This window comes from Actinomadura sp. 9N215, from assembly GCF_044326345.1.
GTDB lineage: Bacteria > Actinomycetota > Actinomycetes > Streptosporangiales > Streptosporangiaceae > Spirillospora.
Map to the genome: position 1 here is coordinate 36,644 of NZ_JBIRBA010000020.1, position 22,496 is coordinate 59,139.

Annotated in this window: 17 protein-coding genes; 9 read left to right on the forward strand and 8 right to left on the reverse strand. The window is 73.0% G+C overall.

Features of this window, described 5'->3' with window-relative positions:
* The first annotated feature begins 6 nt into the window (after nt 1–6).
* Nucleotides 7–2,217, forward strand: coding sequence for an ATP-binding protein (locus ACH34T_RS29035; RefSeq protein ID WP_396024107.1), 2,211 nt, complete (start codon nt 7–9; stop codon nt 2,215–2,217).
* A 16-nt stretch (nt 2,218–2,233) separates the two neighbouring features.
* Here ACH34T_RS29035 and ACH34T_RS29040 read toward each other — a convergent pair whose 3' ends face one another.
* The 3 genes from ACH34T_RS29040 to ACH34T_RS29050 form a co-directional block, all read right to left on the reverse strand.
* Nucleotides 2,234–2,878, reverse strand: a complete 645-nt coding sequence (locus ACH34T_RS29040; protein ID WP_396024108.1) for an RICIN domain-containing protein — start codon at nt 2,876–2,878, stop codon at nt 2,234–2,236.
* 314 nt (nt 2,879–3,192) lie between these two features.
* Entirely contained in the window at nt 3,193–4,002 is an 810-nt protein-coding gene (locus tag ACH34T_RS29045; RefSeq protein ID WP_396024109.1) for an ABC transporter permease, read from the reverse strand.
* On the reverse strand, nt 3,999–5,006 hold the full coding sequence (locus ACH34T_RS29050; RefSeq protein ID WP_396024110.1) for an ATP-binding cassette domain-containing protein: 1,008 nt from the start codon (nt 5,004–5,006) through the stop codon (nt 3,999–4,001). Before ACH34T_RS29050 ends, ACH34T_RS29045 begins: the two co-directional genes overlap by 4 nt.
* Before the next feature lie 339 nt (nt 5,007–5,345).
* Here ACH34T_RS29050 and ACH34T_RS29055 point away from each other — a divergent pair, with 339 nt between their 5' ends.
* Nucleotides 5,346–5,828 carry a PH domain-containing protein gene (locus tag ACH34T_RS29055; protein WP_396024111.1) on the forward strand — a complete coding sequence of 161 codons (483 nt, stop codon included), beginning with the start codon at nt 5,346–5,348 and terminating at the stop codon, nt 5,826–5,828.
* Nucleotides 5,825–7,459: a PH domain-containing protein gene (locus tag ACH34T_RS29060; RefSeq protein WP_396024112.1), complete on the forward strand. Its 1,635-nt coding sequence runs from the start codon at nt 5,825–5,827 to the stop codon at nt 7,457–7,459. The genes ACH34T_RS29055 and ACH34T_RS29060 overlap by 4 nt, the downstream gene beginning before the upstream one ends.
* 31 nt (nt 7,460–7,490) lie before the next feature.
* Here the strand turns inward: ACH34T_RS29060 and sepH are convergent, their stop codons facing one another.
* Nucleotides 7,491–9,239 carry a septation protein SepH gene (gene sepH, locus ACH34T_RS29065; protein WP_396024113.1) on the reverse strand — a complete coding sequence of 583 codons (1,749 nt, stop codon included), beginning with the start codon at nt 9,237–9,239 and terminating at the stop codon, nt 7,491–7,493.
* 433 nt (nt 9,240–9,672) lie between these two features.
* Here sepH and ACH34T_RS29070 point away from each other — a divergent pair, with 433 nt between their 5' ends.
* Nucleotides 9,673–10,692 (forward strand): hypothetical protein, encoded by a 1,020-nt coding sequence (locus ACH34T_RS29070; RefSeq protein WP_396024114.1) that lies wholly within the window; start codon nt 9,673–9,675, stop codon nt 10,690–10,692.
* Between the two features lie 30 nt (nt 10,693–10,722).
* Here the strand turns inward: ACH34T_RS29070 and ACH34T_RS29075 are convergent, their stop codons facing one another.
* On the reverse strand, nt 10,723–12,033 hold the full coding sequence (locus ACH34T_RS29075; RefSeq protein WP_396024115.1) for a D-arabinono-1,4-lactone oxidase: 1,311 nt from the start codon (nt 12,031–12,033) through the stop codon (nt 10,723–10,725).
* Nucleotides 12,034–12,210: 177 nt separating this feature from the next.
* On the opposite strand from ACH34T_RS29075, the gene ACH34T_RS29080 reads away from it, so the two are divergent.
* The 3 genes from ACH34T_RS29080 to ACH34T_RS29090 all read left to right on the forward strand — a co-directional run bounded on the left by ACH34T_RS29080 (nt 12,211) and on the right by ACH34T_RS29090 (nt 15,304).
* Nucleotides 12,211–13,446, forward strand: a complete 1,236-nt coding sequence (locus ACH34T_RS29080; RefSeq protein ID WP_396024116.1) for a lytic transglycosylase domain-containing protein — start codon at nt 12,211–12,213, stop codon at nt 13,444–13,446.
* A 12-nt stretch (nt 13,447–13,458) separates the two neighbouring features.
* Nucleotides 13,459–14,391, forward strand: a complete 933-nt coding sequence (locus ACH34T_RS29085; RefSeq protein ID WP_396024117.1) for a ferrochelatase — start codon at nt 13,459–13,461, stop codon at nt 14,389–14,391.
* A 76-nt stretch (nt 14,392–14,467) separates the two neighbouring features.
* Nucleotides 14,468–15,304, forward strand: coding sequence for an inositol monophosphatase family protein (locus ACH34T_RS29090; protein WP_396024118.1), 837 nt, complete (start codon nt 14,468–14,470; stop codon nt 15,302–15,304).
* A gap of 67 nt (nt 15,305–15,371) precedes the next feature.
* Here ACH34T_RS29090 and ACH34T_RS29095 read toward each other — a convergent pair whose 3' ends face one another.
* Nucleotides 15,372–15,548, reverse strand: a complete 177-nt coding sequence (locus ACH34T_RS29095; protein WP_396024119.1) for a hypothetical protein — start codon at nt 15,546–15,548, stop codon at nt 15,372–15,374.
* A 207-nt stretch (nt 15,549–15,755) separates the two neighbouring features.
* Here ACH34T_RS29095 and ACH34T_RS29100 point away from each other — a divergent pair, with 207 nt between their 5' ends.
* On the forward strand, nt 15,756–16,409 hold the full coding sequence (locus tag ACH34T_RS29100; RefSeq protein ID WP_396024120.1) for a response regulator transcription factor: 654 nt from the start codon (nt 15,756–15,758) through the stop codon (nt 16,407–16,409).
* Nucleotides 16,406–17,677 (forward strand): sensor histidine kinase, encoded by a 1,272-nt coding sequence (locus ACH34T_RS29105; protein ID WP_396024121.1) that lies wholly within the window; start codon nt 16,406–16,408, stop codon nt 17,675–17,677. The genes ACH34T_RS29100 and ACH34T_RS29105 overlap by 4 nt, the downstream gene beginning before the upstream one ends.
* On the opposite strand, the gene ACH34T_RS29110 is transcribed toward ACH34T_RS29105, so the two are convergent.
* Nucleotides 17,670–20,453 (reverse strand): ABC transporter substrate-binding protein, encoded by a 2,784-nt coding sequence (locus ACH34T_RS29110; RefSeq protein WP_396024122.1) that lies wholly within the window; start codon nt 20,451–20,453, stop codon nt 17,670–17,672. The genes ACH34T_RS29105 and ACH34T_RS29110 overlap by 8 nt on opposite strands.
* Nucleotides 20,450–22,141, reverse strand: coding sequence for a serine/threonine-protein kinase (locus tag ACH34T_RS29115; RefSeq protein WP_396024123.1), 1,692 nt, complete (start codon nt 22,139–22,141; stop codon nt 20,450–20,452). The genes ACH34T_RS29110 and ACH34T_RS29115 overlap by 4 nt, the downstream gene beginning before the upstream one ends.
* Nucleotides 22,142–22,496: the final 355 nt, after the last annotated feature.

Here is a 22,496-nt window from a genome sequence, read left to right on the forward strand (position 1 = left end):
CTCGCGGTGGGTCCCGGCCAGATCGCGCCGGCTCCCGTCGATCCGCTGGAGCGGCTCGTCTCGGCGCTGTCGGGCAGGCGCCTGCTCCTGCTGCTGGACAACTGCGAGCACCTGCTGGACGCCGCCGCCCGCCTCGCCGACCGGGTCCTGGCCGGATGCCCAGGCGTCCGGATCCTCGCGACGAGCCGCGAACCACTCGGCATCACCGGGGAGACGCTGTGGCCGGTCGAGCCGCTGGAGCCGCCGCCCCTGCCGGCGGGCCCGGAGGAGGCGCTCTCCTTCCCGGCCGTCCAGCTGTTCGCCGCGCGCGCCGCCGCCGTCTCGCCGGGCTTCGACGTCACCGGCGCCAACGTCGCGTCCGTCGTCCGGATCTGCCGCGCCCTGGACGGGATGCCGCTGGCGATCGAGCTGGCCGCGGCCCGGCTGCGGGCCCTGACGGCCGGCCAGGTCGCGGCCCGGCTGGACGACCGCTTCCGGCTCCTCGGCGCGGGCAGCCGCACCGCCCTGCCCCGCCACAGGACGCTGCGCGCCGTCGTCGAATGGAGCTGGGACCTCCTGGACGACGCGGAACGCACCCTGTGGATCCGCCTCGCCGTCTTCCCCGGCGGCGCGACCGCCGGCAGCGCCGAGGCCGTCTGCGCGGGCCCCGGCCTGGAACGCGCCGAGATCCCGGACGTCCTCGCCGCGCTGGTCGACAAGTCGCTCCTGACCGTCGCCGGCGCCGGTCCCCGCCCCCGCTACCGGATGCTCGACACGATCCGCGCCTACGGCCTCGAACGCCTCGCCGAGTCCGGCGGCGAAGACGCGGCCAGGCGGGCGCACGCGGAGCACTTCGCCCGGCTGGCCGACGACGCCGAGCCGCATCTGACCCGCGCCGACCAGCTGGTCTGGCTGCGCCGGCTGTCCGCCGAGCACGACAACACGTCCGCCGCGCTGCGCTGGGCGATCTCCGCCGGGGACGCGCCGCTGGCGATCCGGTTCTGCGCCGCCCTTGGCTGGTACTGGTTCCTGGACGGGCAGCTCGGCGAAGGCGCCGACAGCCTCGCCGACGTCCTCGCGCTGCCCGGCGTCCCCGCCGACCGGACCACCGCCCGCGCCCTCGCGCTCGGTGCCATGATCGCGCTCGACGGCCGGCACGCGGGCGAGCGGGCCGCGTCCTGGCTCGTCAGGGTCCGGGAGATCTGCTCCCGGTTGGACCGCGCGGAGCTGCACCCGGTGCTGCGGCTGACGCTGGAGATCGCCCGCCTGTACGAGGCCGGGTGGGACAGCGCGTCCGCCATGGCGGTCGACGCCCTCCTGGACGACCCCGACCCGTGGGTCCGCGGCCTGGGCCACTTCATCCGCGGCCAGATCGCCCACAACCTCGGCCGCGCCGACGAGATCGAGGACGACCTCGACCGCGCGCTCGCCGCGTTCCGCGAGTCCGGCGACCGGTGGGGCCTGTCGTTCGCCCTCGCCGCGCGGGCCGAGGTCCTCGCCCGCCGCGGCGACCACCGCGGCTCCGTCGCGGGCTACGCGGAGGCGCTGCGGCTGAACGCCGAGCTGGGCGGCGGCACCGCCGGGATCCTGCACATCCGCATGAAGCTCGCCAACGAGCTCGACCTCGCCGGCGAACGCGGCCGCGCCGAGGCGATGCTCCACGCCGCCCTCCGTGAACCCGGCGGCTTCTCCGGCCCGGAGGAGGAGGCCGGGCTGCACTACCAGCTCGGCGAGCTCGCGCGCCGCTCCGGCGACACGGCCGAGGCCGTCCGCCGCCTGACCCGTGCCGAGCGGCTCACCGAGGACCTGCCGGGGCCTTCGCAGTTCCGCGCCATGGTCCTGTGCTCCCGCGCCCAGCTCGACCTGGCCATGGGCGCCCTGGACGACGCCACCGCCCGCCTGGACGAGGCGCTGCGCGGGGCCGTCCGGGCACACGACCATCCGATCGTCGCGTACGTCCTGGCCGGGCAGGCCGAACGCGCCCGCGTCCTCGGCGACCCGGAGCGCGCCGCCGAACTCCTCGGCACGGCCGACGCCCTCCGGGGCACCCGCGACCTCTCGCTCCCGGACGTGCTGGCCATCGAGACCGCCGTCCGCGCGTCCCTGGACGAAGAACGCTTCGACGCCGTCTACGCCCGCGCCCGCACATCGACCCGGGCCCGCACCCGGGCCCGGGCTCTGGCCACCGTCCTGGCCGAGTTCCGACTAGCCGGAGAGGGAGGCGGGGAGGGGCGCTGACGCCGACGCCGACGCGTCAGCGGATGTTGGCGAACCGCTGGTTCATCTTGCCTGCCTTGCAGGTCCAGACGGTGGTGAGCGCGCCATTGCGCTTGGACGCCCCCGAGATGTCGAGGCATTTCCGTGCGTGCCGGCTGACGAGCTGGCGAAGCGGCGTGTACCAGAACAGCTGGGGACGGTAGTTGTCGCCGTATTTCGCGTTGCGGCACTGCCGTTGCCTGACCGCGCCGCCGTTCTTCACGCCCTCGACCGTCAGGCACAGGCCGCTGTGACGGTTCTGGACGGCGTAGATGTAGTGGCGGGTCGTTCCGCTTCCGGTGGACTGGATCAGCCACAGGGCCCATTGCGCGTTCGCCTGCTTGACGCAGGTGTACTGGTCTGCCCGTGTGCCGGACTTCTTCGACCAGCCGGGGATCTCCAGGCATTTCTTGGAGTGCTGGACGCGCAGCCTGGTCCACGGCGGGCGCGCGTCGGCGGCCAGGTCGCTCGACTTCGCGCCCGTCCTGGGATCCGTGACGACCGGGGACGGCACCGTGACCGTCCGCTCCGCCGCGCCGGGCGCCGGATGCGGTGCGCCGGACGCGGTGGCCGTCCCCGGGACCGAGGCTCCCAGTGCGGCTCCGGCCGTCAGCGCCGCGCCGAGGACTCTGATCGCTCTCATGCCTGCTCCGTGATCGGGAGGAACGGTTCAGCGATCATCGAAACGGGGCGGTGTCTCGCGCCCGCCTCACGCGCGTCGTGCTGGCGTCTCCGCGGTCACCTCTCGGCCGCCTCCCGGCCGTCTCCGGCGGTCGTCAGAGCGTCACGAAGAATGTCCGAACTTCCCGTCCCGACGTCCGGCGTCGGGCGTGCCGCACACCACGTAAGCCGACGGTCCGGCCCGGCTCGGTCGGCAGGTCTCGGGTGCCGGGCATGGCGGCGGCCCGGCCCGGCGGTCTCTGGTACCGGTGGGCCGGGCCGTCGGCGCGGCCGGGGTCAGGCGCGCTTCTTGAAGGCGCGGAGGGAGAGCGGGGCGAAGACCAGGGAGATCCCGACGCCCCAGGCCAGCGCGATCAGGGAGTGTTCGAGGACGGGGCCGCCGACCAGCAGGCCGCGCATCGCCTCCACCAGGTGCGTCACCGGGCTGTTGTCCATCACCCAGGCCACCGGGCCGGGGATGCCGTCGGTCGACTTGATGAACGCGGTGCTCAGGAAGCTCAGCGGGAAGATCACCACGAAGCCGAAGATCTGCACCTTCTCCGGCTCGTTGACCTTCATCGCGATGTAGACCGACGTCCAGGAGAACAGCACGGCGAACGCCAGCAGCAGGACGAACGCGGTGAGCAGCGCGAACACGTTCGTCTCGACCCGGAAGCCGATCGCGAAGCCGACCGCGAGCAGGATCGTCATCGACCACGCCTGCTTGGCGGTGTCGGCGATGATCCGTCCGGCGAGCGGGGCGCTGCGCGAGATCGGCAGGCTCCGGAACCGGTCGAAGACGCCCTTGGTGATGTCGGTGTTGAGGCCGAAGCCGGTGCTCATCCCCGCGAACAGGGCGTTCTGCGCGATGATGCCGGGGATCACGATCGGCAGGTACGCGTCGACGCTGCCCTCCATCGCGGGGCCGAACACGTACGCGAACAGCAGCACGAACATGATCGGCTGGATGGACAGGTCCAGCAGTTCCATCGGGTTGTGCTTGATCTGGACCAGGTTGCGCCAGGCCAGGGTCATCGTGTTGCGCAGGGCGGTGCCGGGCGCGACCCGCTTGGACAGCTCCTGCGGCGCGAACGTCGCGGTGGTCATGCGGACGCCCCTTCCTTGTCTGCGGCCTGCTTCTTGGCGGACTGGGCGAGCTCGTCGGCCTCGGCGTCGATGTCGTCGGTGTGGTGGCCGGTGAGCGCGAAGAACACCTCGTCCAGGCTGGACTTGCGCAGCGACAGCTCGCCGACGGCCACCCCGGCGTCGTCGAGGCGGCGGACGACCGCGGGCATCAGCTGCGGGTCGGTGATCGGGGTGCTGATCAGGCCGTCGCGGATCTCGGGGACGGCCTCGGCCAGCTCGCCGACGATCTTCGCCACGGTGTCGAGGTCCGGCGCGTTGATCGGCCGCACCTCCAGCACCTGCCCGCCGACCTGCGCCTTCAGCACGTCGGACGTGCCGTGCGCGATGGCCTGGCCGCGGTCGATCACGATGATGTCGTCGGCCAGCTGGTCGGCCTCCTCCAGGTACTGCGTGGTCAGCAGTACGGTGACGCCGTCGGCGGTCAGGCCGCGGACGATGTCCCAGAGGCCGTTGCGGGAGCGCGGGTCGAGGCCCGTGGTCGGCTCGTCGAGGAACAGGATCTGCGGGCGTCCGACCAGGCTCGCCGCGAGGTCGAGACGGCGGCGCATCCCGCCCGAGTACGTCTTGGCGGCGCGTTCGGAAGCGTCGGTGAGCTGGAAACGCTCCAGCAGCTCGGCGGCCCGCGCCTTGGACTGGCGCCGCGGTATGCCGAGGAGGCGGCCGATCAGCACGAGGTTCTCGGTGCCGGTGAGCATCTCGTCGACCCCGGCGTACTGGCCGGTCAGGCCGATGAGCTGGCGCACCTTGTGCGCCTCCTTGACCACGTCGTACCCGCCTACCCTGCCGCTGCCCGCGGTCGGCTCGATCAGCGTGGCGAGGATCCGGGTCATGGTGGTCTTGCCGGCGCCGTTCGGCCCCAGCACGCCGAGGACCGTGCCCGGCTCCGCCGTGAGAGAGACGCCCGCCAGCGCCTGGGTCTCACCGAACCGCTTCTCCAGGCCTTCGGCCTGGATCGCGTACGTCATGTGATCTCCTAGGTGTGTTCGTTCGCCGGACGTCTTCACCCCTCCGAAGAGGGACCAGCCAAGGTATGCGGTGTCCGGGGTGGTTTGCATCCAGTTATTTCGCCGCCCCTGCCCAGCTTCGCCGGCGGCGCGAGAAGCGCCCACAACATCGCATGGACCACTGACAGAACGCTGAGATGCCCGCCTTTTGTGCCCGGGATCTGGCGGTTCGCACTCGGCGAAGGCAACGGGAGGGGGCCTCCGGCGTTCTAAACTCGCGGTGTGACGTCGGTGCGGCGCAGTCACCAGGGGAACGGCGGGGGGCCGCACCCCCCGCGTTTGCGGCCGCCCGAACACCGTGTGTCGCGCCGCGCGATCGCGCACTGGGCGATCGAGTACCTGCTGCTGTGGGGCCTCGCGTTCGGCCTCGCGCTGGGCGTCGCCGCCTGGGCCGGCGACGCGGGCTGGGACGGGATGCCCGGGTGGCTGTCGGGACGGATCGGCTGGCTGCCCTACATCGTCGGCACCGCCGGGCTGCTGATCGTGACGGTCGCGCCCGTCTGGCGGTACCGCGTCCACCGCTGGGAGGTCAGCGCCGACGTCGTCTACACGCGGACGGGCTGGTTCAGCCGCGAATGGCTGCTGGTGCCCGTCGGACGGATCCAGACCGTCGACACCGAGCAGGGCTGGATCGAACGGATGCTGGGCCTCGCGACGATCGAGGTGAACACGGCGTCGCACACCGGGTCGTCCGAGGTCGCGGGCCTTCCGGTGGACGTCGCGACCCGCCTGGCCGAGGACCTCGCGCACCGCGCCCACGACCTCCGCGACGACGCCACGTGAACATCCGAGACGGCGACCCCGCCCCCGACCCCGCCGCGCAGCACGACCGGACCGCCGATCCTTCGTCCAACGGCCACTCCGATGACGACGCCACTTCTGCCACATCTGCCACGTCCGCTACATCGGCGACCTCTGCGTCCTCTGCCACTCCGGCTACTTCCGCCACTCCCGCCTCAGCCAAACCGACTTCCAATGGGACGCGGTCGCCGGAGATCGGGCACGGGCAGCGGCTGCATCCGCTGACCTTCGTCGTCGGCGCCGTCCGGGAACTCATCGCCCTGGTCGCCGCCGGCGCGACGGGGCTCCTCGTCGGCGGGCTGTCCACGGCCTTCTACTTCACTCTCGTCGGGCTCGCGTTCGGGCTGCTCTTCCACGTCGTGAGCTGGGTGACGTTCACGTACGTCCTGTACGGCGACCGCATCGAACTCCGCCGGGCGCTCATAGGACGGTCGGTCAAGAGCATCCCGCGCGACCGGATCCGGGGCGTGGACATCAGCGCGTCCCTCCCGCATCGGCTGCTCGGGCTGGCGGTCGTCCACATCGACGCGGGCGCGGACGGCGGCGAAGGGGCCCTGAACGCCGTCTCCCGGCAGGAGGCCGAACGGCTCCGCGGGATCCTCCTGGCCCGGGACGCGCCCGCGCCGCCGCGCCGCGTCCTCGCCCGCATGCGCCGCCGCTGGTACGTGTACGCGCCGCTCAGCGGCGCGTACCTGCTCACGCCGTTCGCGCTGGCCGGCAGCCTCCTCGGCACCGTCTACAACCTCGGCGACGACCTGGGCCTCATCACGAGGGAACGGGTGGAGAACCTCGGCCACGACGTGGTGGGCCTCCCCACCGCCCTCGCCGTCGCGCTGGCCATCCTCGCGCTGATGGCCATGCCGGTCATGTCGGTAATCGCCTTCACGCTGTTCAACTGGGACTTCACCGTCCACGAGCGGGACGGCTCCGTCGTCGCGGAGCGCGGCCTCGTCACCCGCCGCAGCGTCTCCCTGGAGCGCAGGCGGCTGCGCGGCGTCGAGCTCGCCGACAACCCGTTCGAGCGCATGGCCGGGGTGACCCGCCTCGGCGCGCTCATCACCGGCCTCGGCGACGTCGCCCACCGTGGGCGGCTCCTGCCCGCCGCGCCGCGCACGGTCGCCGAGTCTCTCGCGGCCCGCGTCGTCGGCAACGTGCCGGGCCCCCTGATCGCGCATCCGCCGGCCGCGCGGGGCCGCCGGCTGGTCCGCGCCGTGGCGCCCGCGGCCGGGGTCGCCGTGCTGGCCGTCCTCGCCGGTCAGCTCTGGGTCGCCTACGTGTGCGCGGTGTTCGCCGTGCTCGCCGTCCCGCTCGGCCTGGACCGCTACCGCCAGCTCGGCCACGCCACCGACGGGGAACGCCTCAGCGTCCGCTCCGGCACGCTGCGCCGCCGCCAGGTGGTCGTCGAGCACGACGCCGTCATCGGGTGGCGCATCCGCCGGACCCTGTTCCAGCGCAGGCTCGGCCTGGCGACGCTCTTCGCGGCCGTCGGCGCCGGCGACGGCGGCTACTCCGCGATGGACATGGCCGAAGAGGACGCCGTGGCCCTGGCCGCCGGGATCACCCCCGCCTGGCTGACGCCGTTCCTGGAGGCTCCGCCCGACGCCCGCCCCTGACCCGCGTACGGGCCGGGCCGCGCCGGGGTGCCTACTCGGGGCGGCGGGCGCCGAACATGATCTCGTCCCAGGACGGCACGGAGGCGCGCTTGCCCTTCGCCTTGCGGCGCCGCGCCGGACGGGGCGCGGCCGGCGGCTCGCCGTTCGCGGCCGCCGCCGGAGCGGGCGATGCGGGCGCGGGCTTCTCCTGCGCCGCCGCGGGCATGGCGGGACGGCCCGCCGGCTTCTTCTTCGCCGGAGTCCGCGGAGACTGCCGCTGGGCGGGACGCTGCGACGCCGCGGGCTTCTTGTCCCGCGCGGGCTTCTCGTCCTCGGCGGGCTCGGGCGACGCGGGCGTGGCTGCGGGCGTGGCTGCGGGCGTGGGCTTGGTCTTGGGCTGCGGGCTCGCGTCGGACGCCTTCTCGGCCGGCGCGTCCTGCGCGGTCTCCTGGTCGTCGTCGGTCTCGTCCAGGTCCTCTTCGGACGCGTCGCCGCGCTCGTCGGCGGCCTCGTCCGCCTGAGCCGTGTCGCGCTCGTCGTCCTCCTGGGGGTGGACGGTCTCGTCCTGCGGGCCCTCGTCCTCCTGAACGGCGGCCTCGGGCGTCTTCTCGTCGTCCTGGGGCCGGGCGGGCCCGGTCGCGGGCGTGGCCTCCCGTCCGACGGCGGCTTCCGGCTGCTCGTCGGTCTCGCTCGGCGGAGGGGTTTCGGCCGTCCGTGCCGCCTCGCGGGGCTCGACCGTTTCGGGCTGGCGGGACGTGTCGCGCCCCAGCGCGGTCTCGCCGCCCTCGGCCGCGGCCGGTTCCACCGGGTCGCGGGTGCCAGTGGGACGGAGCGACGCCGGCGCGCCACCGGCGGCGGGTCCGGGGCGATCGTCCGCTTCGCGGGGCTGGACGGCCTCGCGCAGCGCGGCGGTCTCGCCCGGCTGCTGGAACGGGCCCCGAGGCTCGGCCACGCGGCCGCGTTCGGCGGCGTGGCCGCGGGGCTCGGCGGCGCGGAGCGGTTCGGGCGCGGCGGGCGGCTGTTCGCGCACAGGCGGCTGCTCGCGCACGGCAGACCGCTCGTATGCGGTGGGCTGCTCGTACGCGGCGGGCCGTTCGTACGCGGCGGGCTGCTCGGGCTCGGCGGGCAGGCCGCGGGGAGCCGGGTCGCGGTCGCTGGACACGACCTTCATCGCGGGACGGCGCGGCACGAGCGGGGTGACGGTGTCGGAGAGCGGCTCGTCGTCCCAGTCGACCGCGGTGAGGCGCGCGGCGATCTCGTCCAGCGGGGAGACGTGGCGGCGGCGCGGGTCGAACGTCCACTCGGCGGCGTGCGGGCGGCCGTTGTCGAAGAAGGAGAGGCGGACGCGCCAGGTGTTGTCCTCGCACTTCCAGGAGTCCCATTCGACCTCTTCGAGGTCGACGCCGCCGCGGCCGAGACGTTCCTCGACGGTCTCGCCGAGCGGCGGGCCGGGGGCCGACTCGCCAGGACGCCGGACGGCGACGCGTTGCGCCTGCTGTGCCATGTATTCGCGTTCCTGCAGGACCGGGCCCTCGAACCAGCGGACGCGTTCGACCGGGATACCCGCCGACTCGGCGATCTCCTCCGCGGTCTCGCCGGAGCGGATACGGGCCTGGATCTCCTTGGGGCGCAAGGGACTCTCCACTTCGATCTCGAACTGGCCGAGGCGGGAGAAGTGCCCACGGACCGCGGCGCGGAGCCGGTCGTCGACGGGCAGCGTGAACCGGGTGCCTCGGCCCGCGGTGGCCAGGACGAGGTACGTACCGTCCTCGCTGACCGCGACGAGGCGCAGCTCCTGCATGCGTGTCCTTCCTGCCCTGTCTTGATGGCACGGAGGACCTCGGACCCGGCCTGCCGTGCTCTCACCGGCCGGCCGTCCGATGCCCACCGAGGGCGCATGCGTGCCCTTCCCCCGGGTCCCGAGTCTCTCTTTCGGACACACCTGCTGCCAGCACCGTACCCGGCATGTCCGAACATCGCCGCTCTCGAAGCCCCCTCCACGAGGTCGAAGAGGGCACCTGACCAAGCTTGCCGGTGAGGCGACCGGCGGGGCGTCGCCCAGCCTGATTCTTGTCCATCTTTTTCCTCACTGTGCCTGACGGGCGGGCGCGACTCCAGCGGTTCGACGTTGCGAGCGTCACGTTCGCGGACGGAACAACCCGGATGTCCTGGTTAGTTCATGCTCCGGGGATTCGACGGCGATGGACGGGCGACGGACAGGGGTGAGCAGGGGCATGCCGCGCAAGCTGCCGGATGTCAGCACGACGCAGCTGATCGCGAGTGCGGCGGCGACGGCGGCCGCGGCTCTCGGGGCGTCCTACCTGGGGGTGTACGGGACGATCATCGGCGCGGCGCTGATGAGCGTGATCTCGACGGCGGGTTCGGCGGTCGGCAAGCACTATCTCGACCAGGGCCGGGAGCAGATCAAGGAGCTGTCTCACGTGCAGACGGCGGCGCGGCGCCGGGACGTCGCGGAGGGCGCGGCGGACGAGGCGACCAGCGCCGACCCGACCCGCACGGCGACGTGGTCCGGCGACCCGAACGCCACCCGATTCGACCCCCGGTCCGGCCCCCGGTCCGGCGGCGACCCGAACGTGACGCGGCTCGACTCGGCGTCGAGCGGCCGCTTCCCCGGCGGCGACCCGAACGCCACGCGCCGCGGATCCCCGTTCGGCGGCGCAGACCCGAACGCCACGCGGCTGGACCCCGTGGACGCCGTCGCCGCGTCGCTCGCCGAGGCGGCGGGGGAGGACGCGGTGCGCCAGGTCGTCCGGCGGTCGGCGTGGGAGAACACGGTCGAGTGGGCCAAGGCGCATTGGGTGAAGCTGGTGGTGTCGTCGGCCGCGGTGTTCGCCATCGTGATCGGCGGGATCACGCTGTACGAGGCGACGACGGGGCAGCCCATCGGCAAGGCCGGCAACGGGCTCACCGTCACGAACGTGCTGGGCGGCGGCGGTGGCGGGCAGACGGACGACGAGCCGTCTCCGGGCCCGTCCGGCAGCCCGACGGACACGGGCGCCACTCCGGGCGAGACGCCGACCGGCGGCGGGCCGTCCACGCAGCCGACCACGCCGGACGGTCAGCCGACGACGCAGCCGACCGAGCAGCCGACGGGCCAGGAGCCCACGACCCCGCCGACCTCGTCGGGGCCGACGCCTCCGAACACGCCGGCGCCCACCGGAGGTCCGCCGGACGGTGGCGGCGGCGAGCAGGGCGGCACCGACCCGCAAGGCCGGACCGCACCCGCTAACTAGCCGGTTCCGCAGCTTCCGTCGCCTTCAGCCTTAGTCGCCGAAGACCTGTTTCGTGTACGGGTTGGCGAAGCGGCGGCCGGGATCGAGCTCGTCCCGCAGGGCCCGGAAGTCGCCGAACCTCGGATACACCTTCTCCAGGTACGCGGCGTCGCGCGTGTGGAGCTTGCCCCAGTGCGGACGCCCGTCGAGCGCGGTCATGAGGTCCTCGACGCCGCGGAAGTACTCCTCGTGCGCGTCGCGATGGTAGACGTGCACGGCGATGAACGCGCTGTTCCGTCCGTGTGCCATCGACAGCCAGGCGTCTTCGCGGGGAAGCGTCCGGACCTCGATGGGGAAGCTGATCCGCCAGTTCCGCCGCTCGAACAGGGCGCGCAGTTCGCGCAAGGCCGGGACGAGCTCCTCGCGCGGGATCGCGTACTCCTGCTCCTTGAACCGGACGGTACGCGGGCTGGTGAAGACCTTGTACGAGGTGTCGCTGTAGGCGCGCGCCCCGAGGGCCTTTGCGGAGACGCCGTTCACGAACGGCGTTGTAGCGGGCGCCCGGTGCGTCAGCCGGTTGACGGCTCCGAACACCGTGTTGGACAGGAACCGGTCGTCCAGCCAGTGCCTGAACCTGGACAGCGGCTCCGCGGGCCCCTCGACGCGGTTGTTGCGCTTGGTCAGGCAGCCCTCGGTGTGCGGGAACCAGTAGAACTCGAAGTGCTCGTTGGCGGTGTCGAACTCGTCCAGGCGGGCGAGGACCTCGTTCCACTTCATGGGCTCTTCCTGGGCCCGCAGGAGGAACGATGGAACGGTCCGCCAGGTGATCGCGGTGACGACGCCGAGCGCGCCGACGCCCGCGCGCGCCGCGTCGAACAGGTCGGGGCGCTCCTCGCGCGAGCAGGTCACGACGGCGCCGTCGGCGAGGACGAGTTCGAGCGCGGCGACCTGGGAGGCGAGCCCGGCGGCGTCGCGTCCGGTGCCGTGCGTGGCGGTCTGCAGGGCGCCGGCGACGGTCTGCTCCTGGATGTCGCCCATGTTGGCCAGTGCGAGGCCGTGCTCGTCCAGGACGCGGTTGAGCGCGTGCAGCGGAAGCCCGGCCTCGACGGTGACGAGCCCGGACGCCGTGTCGACCGAGCGGACGGCCGTGAGCCCGGCGGGACGCAGCAGAACGCCCTCCGTGACGGCCGCGCCCGTGAACGAGTGGCCCGTGCCCGTCATGCGGACCGTGAGGCCGTCCTCGGCGGCCGTCCGCACCGCCGCGGCCACCTCGCCCGCGGTCCGCGGCGTCACGACGCGATGCGGCGTGGCCTGCTGGTTTCCCGCCCAGTTCTGCCATTTCTGGTTGGTCACGGGGGACATGCCGCGACTCTACTCGGCCGACGTTCATGAGGAAAATTCATGTTCGCCGCCGCACGGCGGGTCAGAGCAACAAACCCGGCGATACCGTGGGCACCACCCGGCCCATGATCCCGTTACATCTGGGAAAGGGGTGACAAGGCGGGTAACCGTCCGTAGCGACAGTCGTTGGGAAATGTTGTGGCTCCTCCATCAGCACCGCGCACCGAGCCCGACGCGCGACCCCGCAGGCCGAGGCCGGAGAAGAAGCAGCGGAGGCCGCAGGGGACGGACGCGCGTCCCGGGACGCGCGGCCGCGGCCGGGGCCTGCCGCTCGCCGTCGCCGGTATCGCGGTCCTCGCCGTCGCCACCGCGTCCGGCGGCGTGGTCGCGGCGCTGACCACCGAGAAGGCGGAGCCGGCCGCGTCCGACTCCTCGCGGGCGCAACCGCCGCCGAGCGTGCCGCCCGGCGACCCGGTCAACGTGGCCACCGGCGGGCAGGTCGCGCCGCTCCGGCGCGTGGTGCCGCCCGACGTGCTGGCCGTCGGCCGCGGCCCGATCCCCGCGGCCAAGATCAAGAAGATCGCGACGCTGGGCCGGGTCAGGGACGTCGCGCCGGTCGCGGGCGGGGCCGTCCAGCTCCAAGGACGCCAGATCAACACGTTCGCCGTCGACCCGTCGGCGTTCCGCTCGTGGACGCCGCCCGGGACGGCCAAGGACAACGGCCTCTGGGAGGCCCTCGCCGCCGACCGGTTCGTGGTGTCCCCGGCCGCCGCCGAGCAGCTGCGCCTCAACCGGGGCATGCGGTACCCGGTGATCGGACGGACGATGCCCAACCTGACCATGGGCGGCGCCGGGCCCCTCGGCCTGCCCGGCATCGACATGCTCGTCAGCGAGACCTCGGGGAACCAGATGGGGCTCGTCCCGAACGTCGCGATCCTGGTCAACGCGCCCGGCGTGAGCCCGGCCAAGGTCGTCAAGGCGGTGACGAAGGTCCTCGGCCCCGGCACGAACGTCGTCAACCTGCACGACTACCAGACGCCCGGGGACGGCGGACGTCCGAGCAGCTACCTGGACCTCTACAAGCAGGCCGCCAGGCAGTGCCGCGGCCTGTCCTGGACGGTCCTCGCCGCGATCGGCCAGGTCGAGAGCGACCACGGGCGCAACGCGGGCCCGTCCAGCGCGGGCGCGCTCGGCCCGATGCAGTTCATGCCCGCGACGTGGCGGGCGTACGGCGTGGACGGCGACCGCGACGGCAAGGCCGACATCATGAACCCCTACGACGCCATCCCCGGAGCGGCCAAGTACCTGTGCGCGAACGGTGCGGGACGGGGCGGCAAACAGCTCTACACAGCGGTGTTCCAGTACAACCACGCCCACTGGTACGTCCAGAAGGTACTCAGCTTGGCCAAGGCGTATGCCGCGAGGTTCAGCTGATTGGATGGAGACATGACTTCGCGCGCGCGCGCAACGACGCCGTCGTATGACGCGTTGCTCCTGCTGTCCTTCGGGGGCCCGGAGGGGCCCGAGGACGTGATCCCGTTCCTGGAGAACGTGACCCGTGGCCGGAACATCCCACGGGAGCGGCTGAAAGAGGTGGGGGAGCACTACTACCTGTTCGGCGGCGTCAGCCCCATCAACCAGCTGTGCCGCGACCTCAAGGCCGCCATCGTGGCCGATTTCGCCGCCCACGGCGTGGATCTGCCCGTCTACTGGGGCAACCGGAACTGGACTCCCTACCTGGCCGACACCGTCCGGCAGATGAAGGCGGACGGTATCCAGCGGGCGGCGGCGTTCGTCACGTCCGCCTACAGCGGCTACTCCACGAACGACCAGTACCTTGCCGACATTGCGCGCGCGCGCGACGAGATACCGGACGCGCCTGAGATCGACAAGCTGCCCGTCTACAGCGACAGGCCCGGCTTCGTCGAGCCGTTCGTCGACGCGACGAAGGACGCTCTGAGCCGTCTCCCAGAGGACGCACGACTGGTCTTCACCGCGCACAGCGTCCCGCTGTCGCAGCCCAACCGGGACCTGTACGCCGACGAACTGGAAACAGCCGCGCGGACCGTCGCGCAGAAGGCGGCCCCTGGAACGCCGTGGGAGCTCGTCTACCAGAGCCGCAGCGGCCCGCCGACGCAGCCCTGGCTGGAGCCGCAGATCACCGACCATCTGGAGCGGCTGCACGGCGAGGGCGTCCGCGCCGTCGCGGTCGTCCCGATCGGGTTCGTGTCCGACCACATGGAGGTCAAGTACGACCTCGACGTCGAGGCCGCGGAACGGGCCGCCGAACTCGGCGTCGCGTTCGCGCGGGCCGCCACCCCCGGCGCCGACCCGCGCTTCGCCGCCCTGCCCCGCCACCTCCTGACGGAGGCCCGATGAGCCCGGCGAGGCCAGACGCCCCCGGCGCCGACCCGCGCTTCGCCGCCCTGCCCCGCCACCTCCTGACGGAGGCGCGATGAGCCTGGCGGACGAGCTGCTGGAGCTGGCCGCCGCGACCGCGCGCGAGGCCGGCCGGATGCTGGTCGACAAGCGCCCGGCGGACGGCCCGGACGTCGTCCAGACCAAGTCGTCCCCGACCGACGTCGTCACCCGCATGGACCGCGCCGCCGAGCGGCTGATCATCGAGCGGATCCGGGCGGCCAGGCCCGACGACGCGTTCCTCGGCGAGGAGGGCGGCGACCACGCCGGGCGCAGCGGCGTCCGCTGGGTGATCGACCCCATCGACGGGACCGTCAACTACCTCTACGACCTGCCCGACTGGGCGGTCAGCATCGCCGCGGAGGTGGACGGCACGGCCGTCGCCGGAGCCGTGGAGATACCGCGCAGGGGCGAGTCGTACACGGCCGTACGCGGGGCGGGCGCCGTCCAGCACACCGCGTCCGGCACGCGCGAACTCCGCGTGAATTCTCGGGTGCCGCTCGCCAAGGCGCTGGTGGCCACGGGGTTCGGCTACGCGTCCGGACGGCGCGCGCGGCAGGCGCAGGTCCTCACCGGCGTGCTGCCGAACGTCCGCGACATCCGGCGCGGCGGCTCCTGCTGCGTCGACCTGTGCTCGCTCGCGGCCGGCCGGGTCGACGCCTACTACGAGCGCGGCGTCCAGGCATGGGACATCGCCGCCGGCGGGCTGATCGTCCGGGAGGCGGGCGGACGCGTCGAGGGCCTGCACGGCGCCGCGCCCGGCCCGGAGCTGACCGTCGCCGCGGGCCCGGGCACCTTCGAGGCCCTGCACGACCTCCTGGCCCCGCTCGACCCCCTCGGCGATCTTGACGATCTCGACGACCTCGGCGGCTGATCCGGGACGGAGAACGGGGAGCCCGGGACCGCCGCGGTCCTGGGCTCCCCGTGTCGTTCGCGCGGCTTCAGTCGCAGCGGGGTGGCTCCACGCCGATGTCGTTGTTCGCTGCGATCCGGCGCAGGTCGTTGATCTCCTCCTGGCGGATGTCCGCCAGGTAGGTGTCTCCCTCTGCGTGGGCGCTCCGCAGCGACGCGTACGCGTCGTCTAGTCGCTGCTGGATCATGCGTGTCAACTCGCCCATGGGCCTCCTCCCGGATCGTGCCCATGCCTACCCAGGCCTAGGCTGAAGGTAAACCCGAACGTCGATGCAATTTTCGCGGATTCTTGCGCCCGCGCCACCGCGGCGCGGACAACGATCATCTGAACAGGTGTTTACGGGCGTCTTACGTCGTCCGTGGCATATCTGGAGCCCGGGACGGCCCGCGTCCCGGCCATGGAGGGGGACCCCGTGCGTGTTCTAGTCGTCGAGGACGAGCGTGTGCTCGCCGACGCGATCGCCACCGGCCTGCGCAGGGAGACGCTGGCCGTCGACGTGGCCTACGACGGCGCCGGCGCGCTGGAACGGGCCGGCGTCAACGAGTACGACGTGATCGTGCTGGACCGCGACCTCCCCAGGGTCCACGGCGACGACGTGTGCAAGCAGCTCGTCGCGCAGCGCTACCCGGCGCGGATCATCATGCTGACCGCCGCGGGCGAGCTGGACGACCGCGTCGAGGGCCTGTCCATCGGCGCCGACGACTACCTGGCCAAGCCGTTCGCGTTCGCCGAGCTGATCGCCCGGGTGCGGGCCCTCGGCCGGCGCGCCGCCGCGCCGCTGCCGCCCGTCCTGGAGCGCGCCGGGATCAGCCTCGACCCGGCCCGCCGGGAGGTCGCGCGGGACGGCCGTCCGGTCGAGCTGACCCGCAAGGAGTTCGCCGTCCTCGAGGTGCTGCTCAGCGCGGACGGCGCCGTCGTCAGCTCCGAGCAGCTCCTGGAAAAGGCCTGGGACGAACACATCGACCCGTTCACGAACGTCGTCCGCGTCACGATGATGACGCTGCGCAAGAAGCTCGGCGACCCCCCGGTGATCGAGACCGTGCCCGGCGTGGGATACCGGCTGTGACCGCCGAGCCCGCGCCCCGCAACGGCCCGGAGCAGTCCGGCGGCGGCGGTGCCGGCGGCCCGTGGCGGCGTCCGGGCCCGCAGCAGGTACCGCAGCCGGCCGCCGCCCCCAAGGGCATGTGGCACGGAGACGGACGGACGTTCGGCGAGAAGGCGCTGCCCCGCATGAGCGTCCGGCTGCGCCTCACCCTCCTGTACGGGCTGCTGTTCTTCATGGCGGGCGCGCTGCTGCTGTTCGTGATGTCGGTGCTGATGGCCGACATCCTCGGCAGCGTCAAGGTGATCGGCCTCAACCTGTCCGACGAGGAGGCCGCCGCGCTGCAGCGCCAGTTCGTCGAGCAGACGATGCGGCAGCTGGTCGGACGGTCCCTGCTCGCGCTCGGCGGCGTCGGGGTGATCACGCTGGTGCTGGGCTGGTTCGTCGCCGACCGGGCGCTCAGCCCGCTGCAGCGGGTCACCACCACGGCGCGCCGCCTGTCGGAGAGCACGCTGCACGAGCGGATCGCGCTGGAGGGCCCGGACGACGAGATCAAGGAGCTCGCCGACACCTTCGACGCGATGCTGGAGCGGCTCGGGATGGCGTTCGACTCGCAGCGCCGGTTCGTCGCGAACGCGTCCCACGAGTTGCGCACCCCGCTCGCGATCAACCGGACGCTGCTGGAGGTCGCGCTCGGCGACCCGGACGTCTCCGACGACCTGCGCGCCGTCGGCCGGACGCTCCTGGCCACCAACGCCAGGCACGAGCGGCTCATCGAGGGCCTGCTGCTGCTCGCCCGCAGCGAACGGGAGCTGGCGACCCGCACCCCGGTCGACCTGGCGGAGGTGGCGACGACGGTGCTGGAGCACTCGGCGCGCCGCGACCACGACGCCGAGGTGTCCGTCCATCCGGAGCTGACGTCTGGGAAGGCGCTCGGCGACCCGGTGCTGCTGGAGCACCTGGTGTCCAACCTCGTCGAGAACGCGATCAAGCACAACGTGGAGGACGGCGGCGAGCTCTGGATCCGCACCGGGATGCTGGAGGGCTACGCCACGATCCAGGTCGAGAACACCGGCCCCGCCGTGCCCGCCTACGAGGTGGAGCGGCTGTTCGAGCCGTTCCGGCGGCTGAACGCCGACCGCGTCGAGTCGGCGAAGGGCGCCGGGCTCGGATTGTCGATCGTGCGGTCGGTGGTGCTGGCGCACCGCGGCGCCGTGTACGCGGCGCCGCGTCCCGGCGGCGGGCTGATCGTCACCGTCCGCCTCCCGGCCGACCGCCCGCCCCCTATTTGAGCGCGGCGGTCGCCACGGTCGGGTCGCCGTCGTAGTCCAGCTCCAGGCCGACGTACTTGCCGTCCCTGCGGATCGCGGCCGTACCGGTGTTGACCAGGGGGACGAGGGCCATGTCGTCCAGCGCCGTCTTCTCGGCCTGCTGGAACAGGGTCGTCCGGGCGCCGGCGGACTGCGTCCTGAGCGCGGTGGAGATCAGGTTGTCGAAGTTCGTGTTCTGCCAGCCGGACAGGTTGTAGTAGGCGTTCTTGCTGGTCGCCACCAGCGTGCTGCCGAGCAGCGGCCACAGCATCGAGTAGGCGCCGGGATAGTCGGGTCCCCAGGAGAAGAACGCCAGGCCGGACGCGTCGCCCGCGACGAGGTCCTTGCGGAACCGCTCGAACTCGGTGAGCGGGATCGTCCGCTTCTCGATCTTCCAGCCGAGGACCGACTCCAGCGAGCCCCGCACGGCCTCGACCAGCTTCTCGTCGGCGGGCGAGGCCCGGTGGTAGAGCCGGATCTCCGAACCCGGCTTGAGCCCCGCCCGCTCGGCGAGCGCCTTGGCCTTCGCGGGGCCCGTCCCGTCGCACGACGGGCAGGGGCCCGGCTTGCCGAAGCCGGGGATCCCGGGCGGGACGATGCCGTGCGCCTCCGTGTAGGCGCCGCCGAACAGCGCGCCGAGCTTCTTCCGGTCGACGGCGTAGGACACCGCCTCCCTGGCCTCCCTCGACTTCATCGGCCCGCGCGCGGTGATCGGGACGAGCATGCGGGTGAACGGCCCTGGCCGCGAGACCAGGCCGGTCTTGGGGACGGTCGCGAACTGGTCGGCGGGGACGGAGTACCAGTCGACCTCGCCGGCCGTGTACGCCGTGCGTCCGAGCGCCGGCTCGTCGCTGAGCCGGATGTCGACGCCGTCGAGCCTCGTCTTGCCGAACGCCCAGGCGTCGTTGCGGACCAGCGCCGCCCGCGAATCCTGCCGGTACTCCTGCAGCTTGAACGGGCCGTTCCCGACGGGCCGGGTGTTGTACGCCGCGTTGTCGGGCTTGCCCGCGTCCTCGGGGACGGGCATGAACGCGGGCTCGGACAGCCGGGTGACGAAATCGCAGTTGGGGGACGTGAGCGTGACGTCCAGAGCGGTGCCCGACACCACCTTGACCCCGGATAGCGTCGCGGCCCTGCCGGCGGTGGTCTCGGTGAAGCCCACGATGTCGTTCATCAGGTAGGAGCCGCCGCCGGTGTCCGTCGCCGCGCTGCGCGCCCAGCCGCGGGCGAACGCCTGCGCGTCGACTGGGCGCCCGTCGCTGAACGTCGTCCCCGCCTTGATGAGGATCTTCCACTGGCGGCAGGACGCGTCCGGGGTGATCTGGGTGGCGAGGCGGTTGCGGGCGGCGCCGTCCGGGCCGAGCTCGGTCAGGCCGGTGAACAGTTGCTTGGTCAGGAACCGCTCAGTCCCGCTGAAGACGTGCGACGGGTCGATCTCGTTGGCGCTGGTGCCCGCGGTGCGCATCGCGATGCGGAGCGTGCCGCCCGTCCGTCCGCCGGACGCCGTCGTGGTGGCGTCGGGCTTGCCGCCGTCGCGGAGGAGCTGGGTCGCGATCACGGTGCCGGCGACCACCAGGGCGACCAACGCCGCGCCGCCCGCGCTCGCCAGCACGCCCATGCCGCGCCGGCCGCGCCTGCCCGGCGGCCGGGTGGCGTCCGCGCCGGGTACGGGTGACGTGGACGGCCACGTCGCGGCGTACCCCTGCCCACCGGGCGGCGGAGCCGGAGGCGGCCAAGCCGCACTGGACAGCGCCTGGTGGCCCGACGTCTGCTGGGACGGCGTCTGCTGGGACGGCGGTGTTTGGTGGGACGGCGTCAGCTGGGGCGGGGGCGTCGGAACGATCCGCAGCCGCGCCGACTCCGTGGCCGCGGTCACGGCGCCCTGGGTCAGGATCACGGAGTCGTCGCCGTCCGCGTCCGGGCGCGCGCCCGGCAGCGGGAGGTTCCCCGCGAGGTCCAGGAGGTACGCGAGGACGTGCTGCGACTCGGGACGCAGCCCGGGGTCCTTGCTGAGGCAGTCCGCCACGATCTGGCGCAGCGGCTCGTGCAGGTCGCCGAGATCCGGGGGCAGGTTGAGGATGCGGTGCATGACCGCGGGAATGGAGTCCTGCCCGAACGCGGGACGCGCGGACGCCGCGTAGACCATCGTGGCGCCCCACGCGAACACGTCCGCCGCGGGCCCGACGCGCGCGCCGGAGATCTGCTCGGGCGCCATGTAGGCGGGCGTGCCGATGGCCGTGCTCGACATGGTGCCCGTCGCGTCCAGCGCCCGCGCGATGCCGAAGTCGATCACTCGCGGGCCGTCCGGGGCGAGCAGCACGTTGGCGGGCTTGAAGTCGCGGTGCACGACGCCCGCCTGGTGGATGGCGGCGAGGGCAGTCATCGTGCCGATCGCCAGCCGGTCCAGCTCCGTGCCGCGCCGCGGGCCCGTGGCGGCCAGCACCTTCGACAGCGGCGGGCCGTCGATGTACTCGCTGACGATGTACGGGCTGTCGCCCTCGACGTCGGAGTCGAGGACGCGGGCCGTGCAGAACGCCGACACCCGCTTGGCCACCGCCACCTCGGCCGCGAACCGCGCCCTGGCCTTCGGGTCGCCGCTGAACCGCGCGTGCAGCAGCTTCACGGCGACCCGGTGGCCCGGCTCGTCCTCACCGAGGTAGACGGTGCCCTGACCGCCCTCCCCGAGGAGGCCGGTCAGGCGGTACGCGCCGAGCCTGGACGGATCACCCGCACGGAGTGGGGTGATCTCGTCCGTCACCTCGTCACGGTCCCGTAGGCGTTGGGGGACGAGGAGGAACGGTTCTGCCGCCACTCCCACCGCATGCTGGAACCGCTGGTGACGGACCCGGACGGGATGAACGTGATGTACCCGGAGGCGCACTCCTTCGGGTCCATCCCCGTGTACGGGGTCTCCTGGTACTCGATCCGCGAGCTCTCGGTGGTGCCGGACAGGTGCGTGAGCCGCGTCCGGCAGTCGACCTGCGACCCGGACGGGTAGGTGTACACCGCGAAGCCGAGCGAGTAGGCGAGGGTGAACCGCACCTGGAAGTTCGTGTGGCCGCTGGTGGCGGCCGGCTGGGTCCCGTTGCCGCTCCAGACGCCGATGATCCCGCCGCGGGTGGTGGACGGCGTCGGCGTGTCGGTGTCGGTCGGCGGCGTGTAGGTGATCGGCGGCGTGTACGGATCCGGGTCCGGGTCGTCGTCGCTGGCGGCGACGAGCACGATCGCCACGATCACGATGACGACGATCAGCGCCAGGACGCCGCACCCGATCGCGATGACCGGCCCGGCGCCGCCGCCCTGCTTCGGCCGCCCGTACGCGGGCCCCGGCGGGACGGGCTGCCCCATCGGCATCCGCGGCTGCGTCGGCGGCGGGGGCGGCATCGCCCCGCCCTGGTACATCGGCATGGGCGGCGGCGTGATCGGCTGCGGCGGCGGCGTGTGCGGGCCCGGCGGCATCCCGGCCTGGTGCATCGGCATGGGCGGCGGGGTGATCTGCTGCTGGGGCGGCTGCTGCGGGCGCGGCGCGGCGGGCACCGGCGGCGGCGGCGCGAGCTGCGACGCGATCCGGGTGCCCTGGTTGAGCAGGTCCTCCTGGCCGCCCGCCTGGCCACCGGGCGCGGCGCCGACGTGGCCCAGCAGGTTCAGCAGGAGCTGCGCCGCCGGCGGGCGCAGGCCCGCGTCCTTGGACAGGCAGCGTCCGACCAGGTCGCGCAGCGGCCCGGCGGGCAGCGCGGACAGGTCGGGCTCCTCGTTGAGGATCCGGTTGATGATGACCGGCAGCGTGTCCGCCTCGAACGGCGACTGCCCGGTCGCGGCGAACACCATCGTCGCGGCCCAGGCGAAGATGTCGACGGCCGGGGTGAGCGGCGCGCCGGTGAGCTGCTCGGGCGCGAGGTAGCCGGGGGTGCCGACCACCATGCCGGTGGCGGTGACCGCACTCTCCTGCGAGTTGACCGTCCTGGCGATGCCGAAGTCGACGACGCGGGGGCCGTCCGCCGCCAGCATGACGTTGTTCGGCTTGAAGTCGCGGTGGACGATCCCGGCCTCGTGGATGGCGGCGAGCGCCGTCACCGTGCCGATCGCGAGGCGCTCCAGCTCCTGGGGGCTGCGCGGCCCGTCGTGCGCGACGACGTCGTGCAGGGACGGCCCGTCGATGAACTCGCTGACGACGTACGGCTGGTCGCCGTGGACGTCGGCCTCCAGGACGCGCGCCGTGCAGAAGGGCTCGACCTTCTGCGCCGCCGCCACCTCGCGGGTGAACCGGGCCCGCGCGGCCGGGTCGTTCGCCATCTGCGCGTGCAGCAGCTTGACGGCGACGTACTCGCCTCCGGGCGTCCTGCCCAGGAAGACGGCGCCCTGACCCCCGGCGCCGAGCCGTCCGACGACCTCGTACTGTCCGAGTGCCCTAGGATCGCCCGGCTCCAGCGGAGCGGCATCCGGCATCTGACCCTCCAGTGACCCGCAGTGATGTCCCGCGATAGTGTGCGCCGGACCCCGTAGCGGGGGCCTTTCGCCGGCATTCGCCTGGCAGACCCCGCAGGGGGCCCGCCCCCAACCTCAGGCGGGCACGATATCGCGTTAGTTCAGACGTTTCACTGAAGAGTCTGGTTCGATGTCCGACCTGCCCGATCGGCGGTCCCGCCGCGCCGGGCAGGTCGGCGCGCACAACGCCCCCCGGACCGATATGATCCCCGACCGCCGCGCGATCCGCGGCGGGAGAGCCCCTGTTCCGGCACCACACCGCGACATCCGTCTCATATGTGACAGAAGACACATTTCGAGGGAGAGATGCGGGTGA

What these genes read in the sequence shown, in the direction of transcription:
- ACH34T_RS29040 (WP_396024108.1), bottom strand. Translation starts at nt 2,878, where the DNA reads ATGAGAGCGATCAGAGTCCTCGGCGCGGCGCTGACGGCCGGAGCCGCA.
- ACH34T_RS29045 (WP_396024109.1), bottom strand. Translation starts at nt 4,002, where the DNA reads ATGACCACCGCGACGTTCGCGCCGCAGGAGCTGTCCAAGCGGGTCGCG.
- ACH34T_RS29050 (WP_396024110.1), bottom strand. Translation starts at nt 5,006, where the DNA reads ATGACGTACGCGATCCAGGCCGAAGGCCTGGAGAAGCGGTTCGGTGAG.
- sepH (WP_396024113.1), bottom strand. Translation starts at nt 9,239, where the DNA reads ATGCAGGAGCTGCGCCTCGTCGCGGTCAGCGAGGACGGTACGTACCTC.
- ACH34T_RS29070 (WP_396024114.1), top strand. Translation starts at nt 9,673, where the DNA reads ATGCCGCGCAAGCTGCCGGATGTCAGCACGACGCAGCTGATCGCGAGT.
- ACH34T_RS29075 (WP_396024115.1), bottom strand. Translation starts at nt 12,033, where the DNA reads ATGTCCCCCGTGACCAACCAGAAATGGCAGAACTGGGCGGGAAACCAG.
- ACH34T_RS29085 (WP_396024117.1), top strand. Translation starts at nt 13,459, where the DNA reads ATGACTTCGCGCGCGCGCGCAACGACGCCGTCGTATGACGCGTTGCTC.
- ACH34T_RS29090 (WP_396024118.1), top strand. Translation starts at nt 14,468, where the DNA reads ATGAGCCTGGCGGACGAGCTGCTGGAGCTGGCCGCCGCGACCGCGCGC.
- ACH34T_RS29095 (WP_396024119.1), bottom strand. Translation starts at nt 15,548, where the DNA reads ATGGGCGAGTTGACACGCATGATCCAGCAGCGACTAGACGACGCGTAC.
- ACH34T_RS29115 (WP_396024123.1), bottom strand. Translation starts at nt 22,141, where the DNA reads ATGCCGGATGCCGCTCCGCTGGAGCCGGGCGATCCTAGGGCACTCGGA.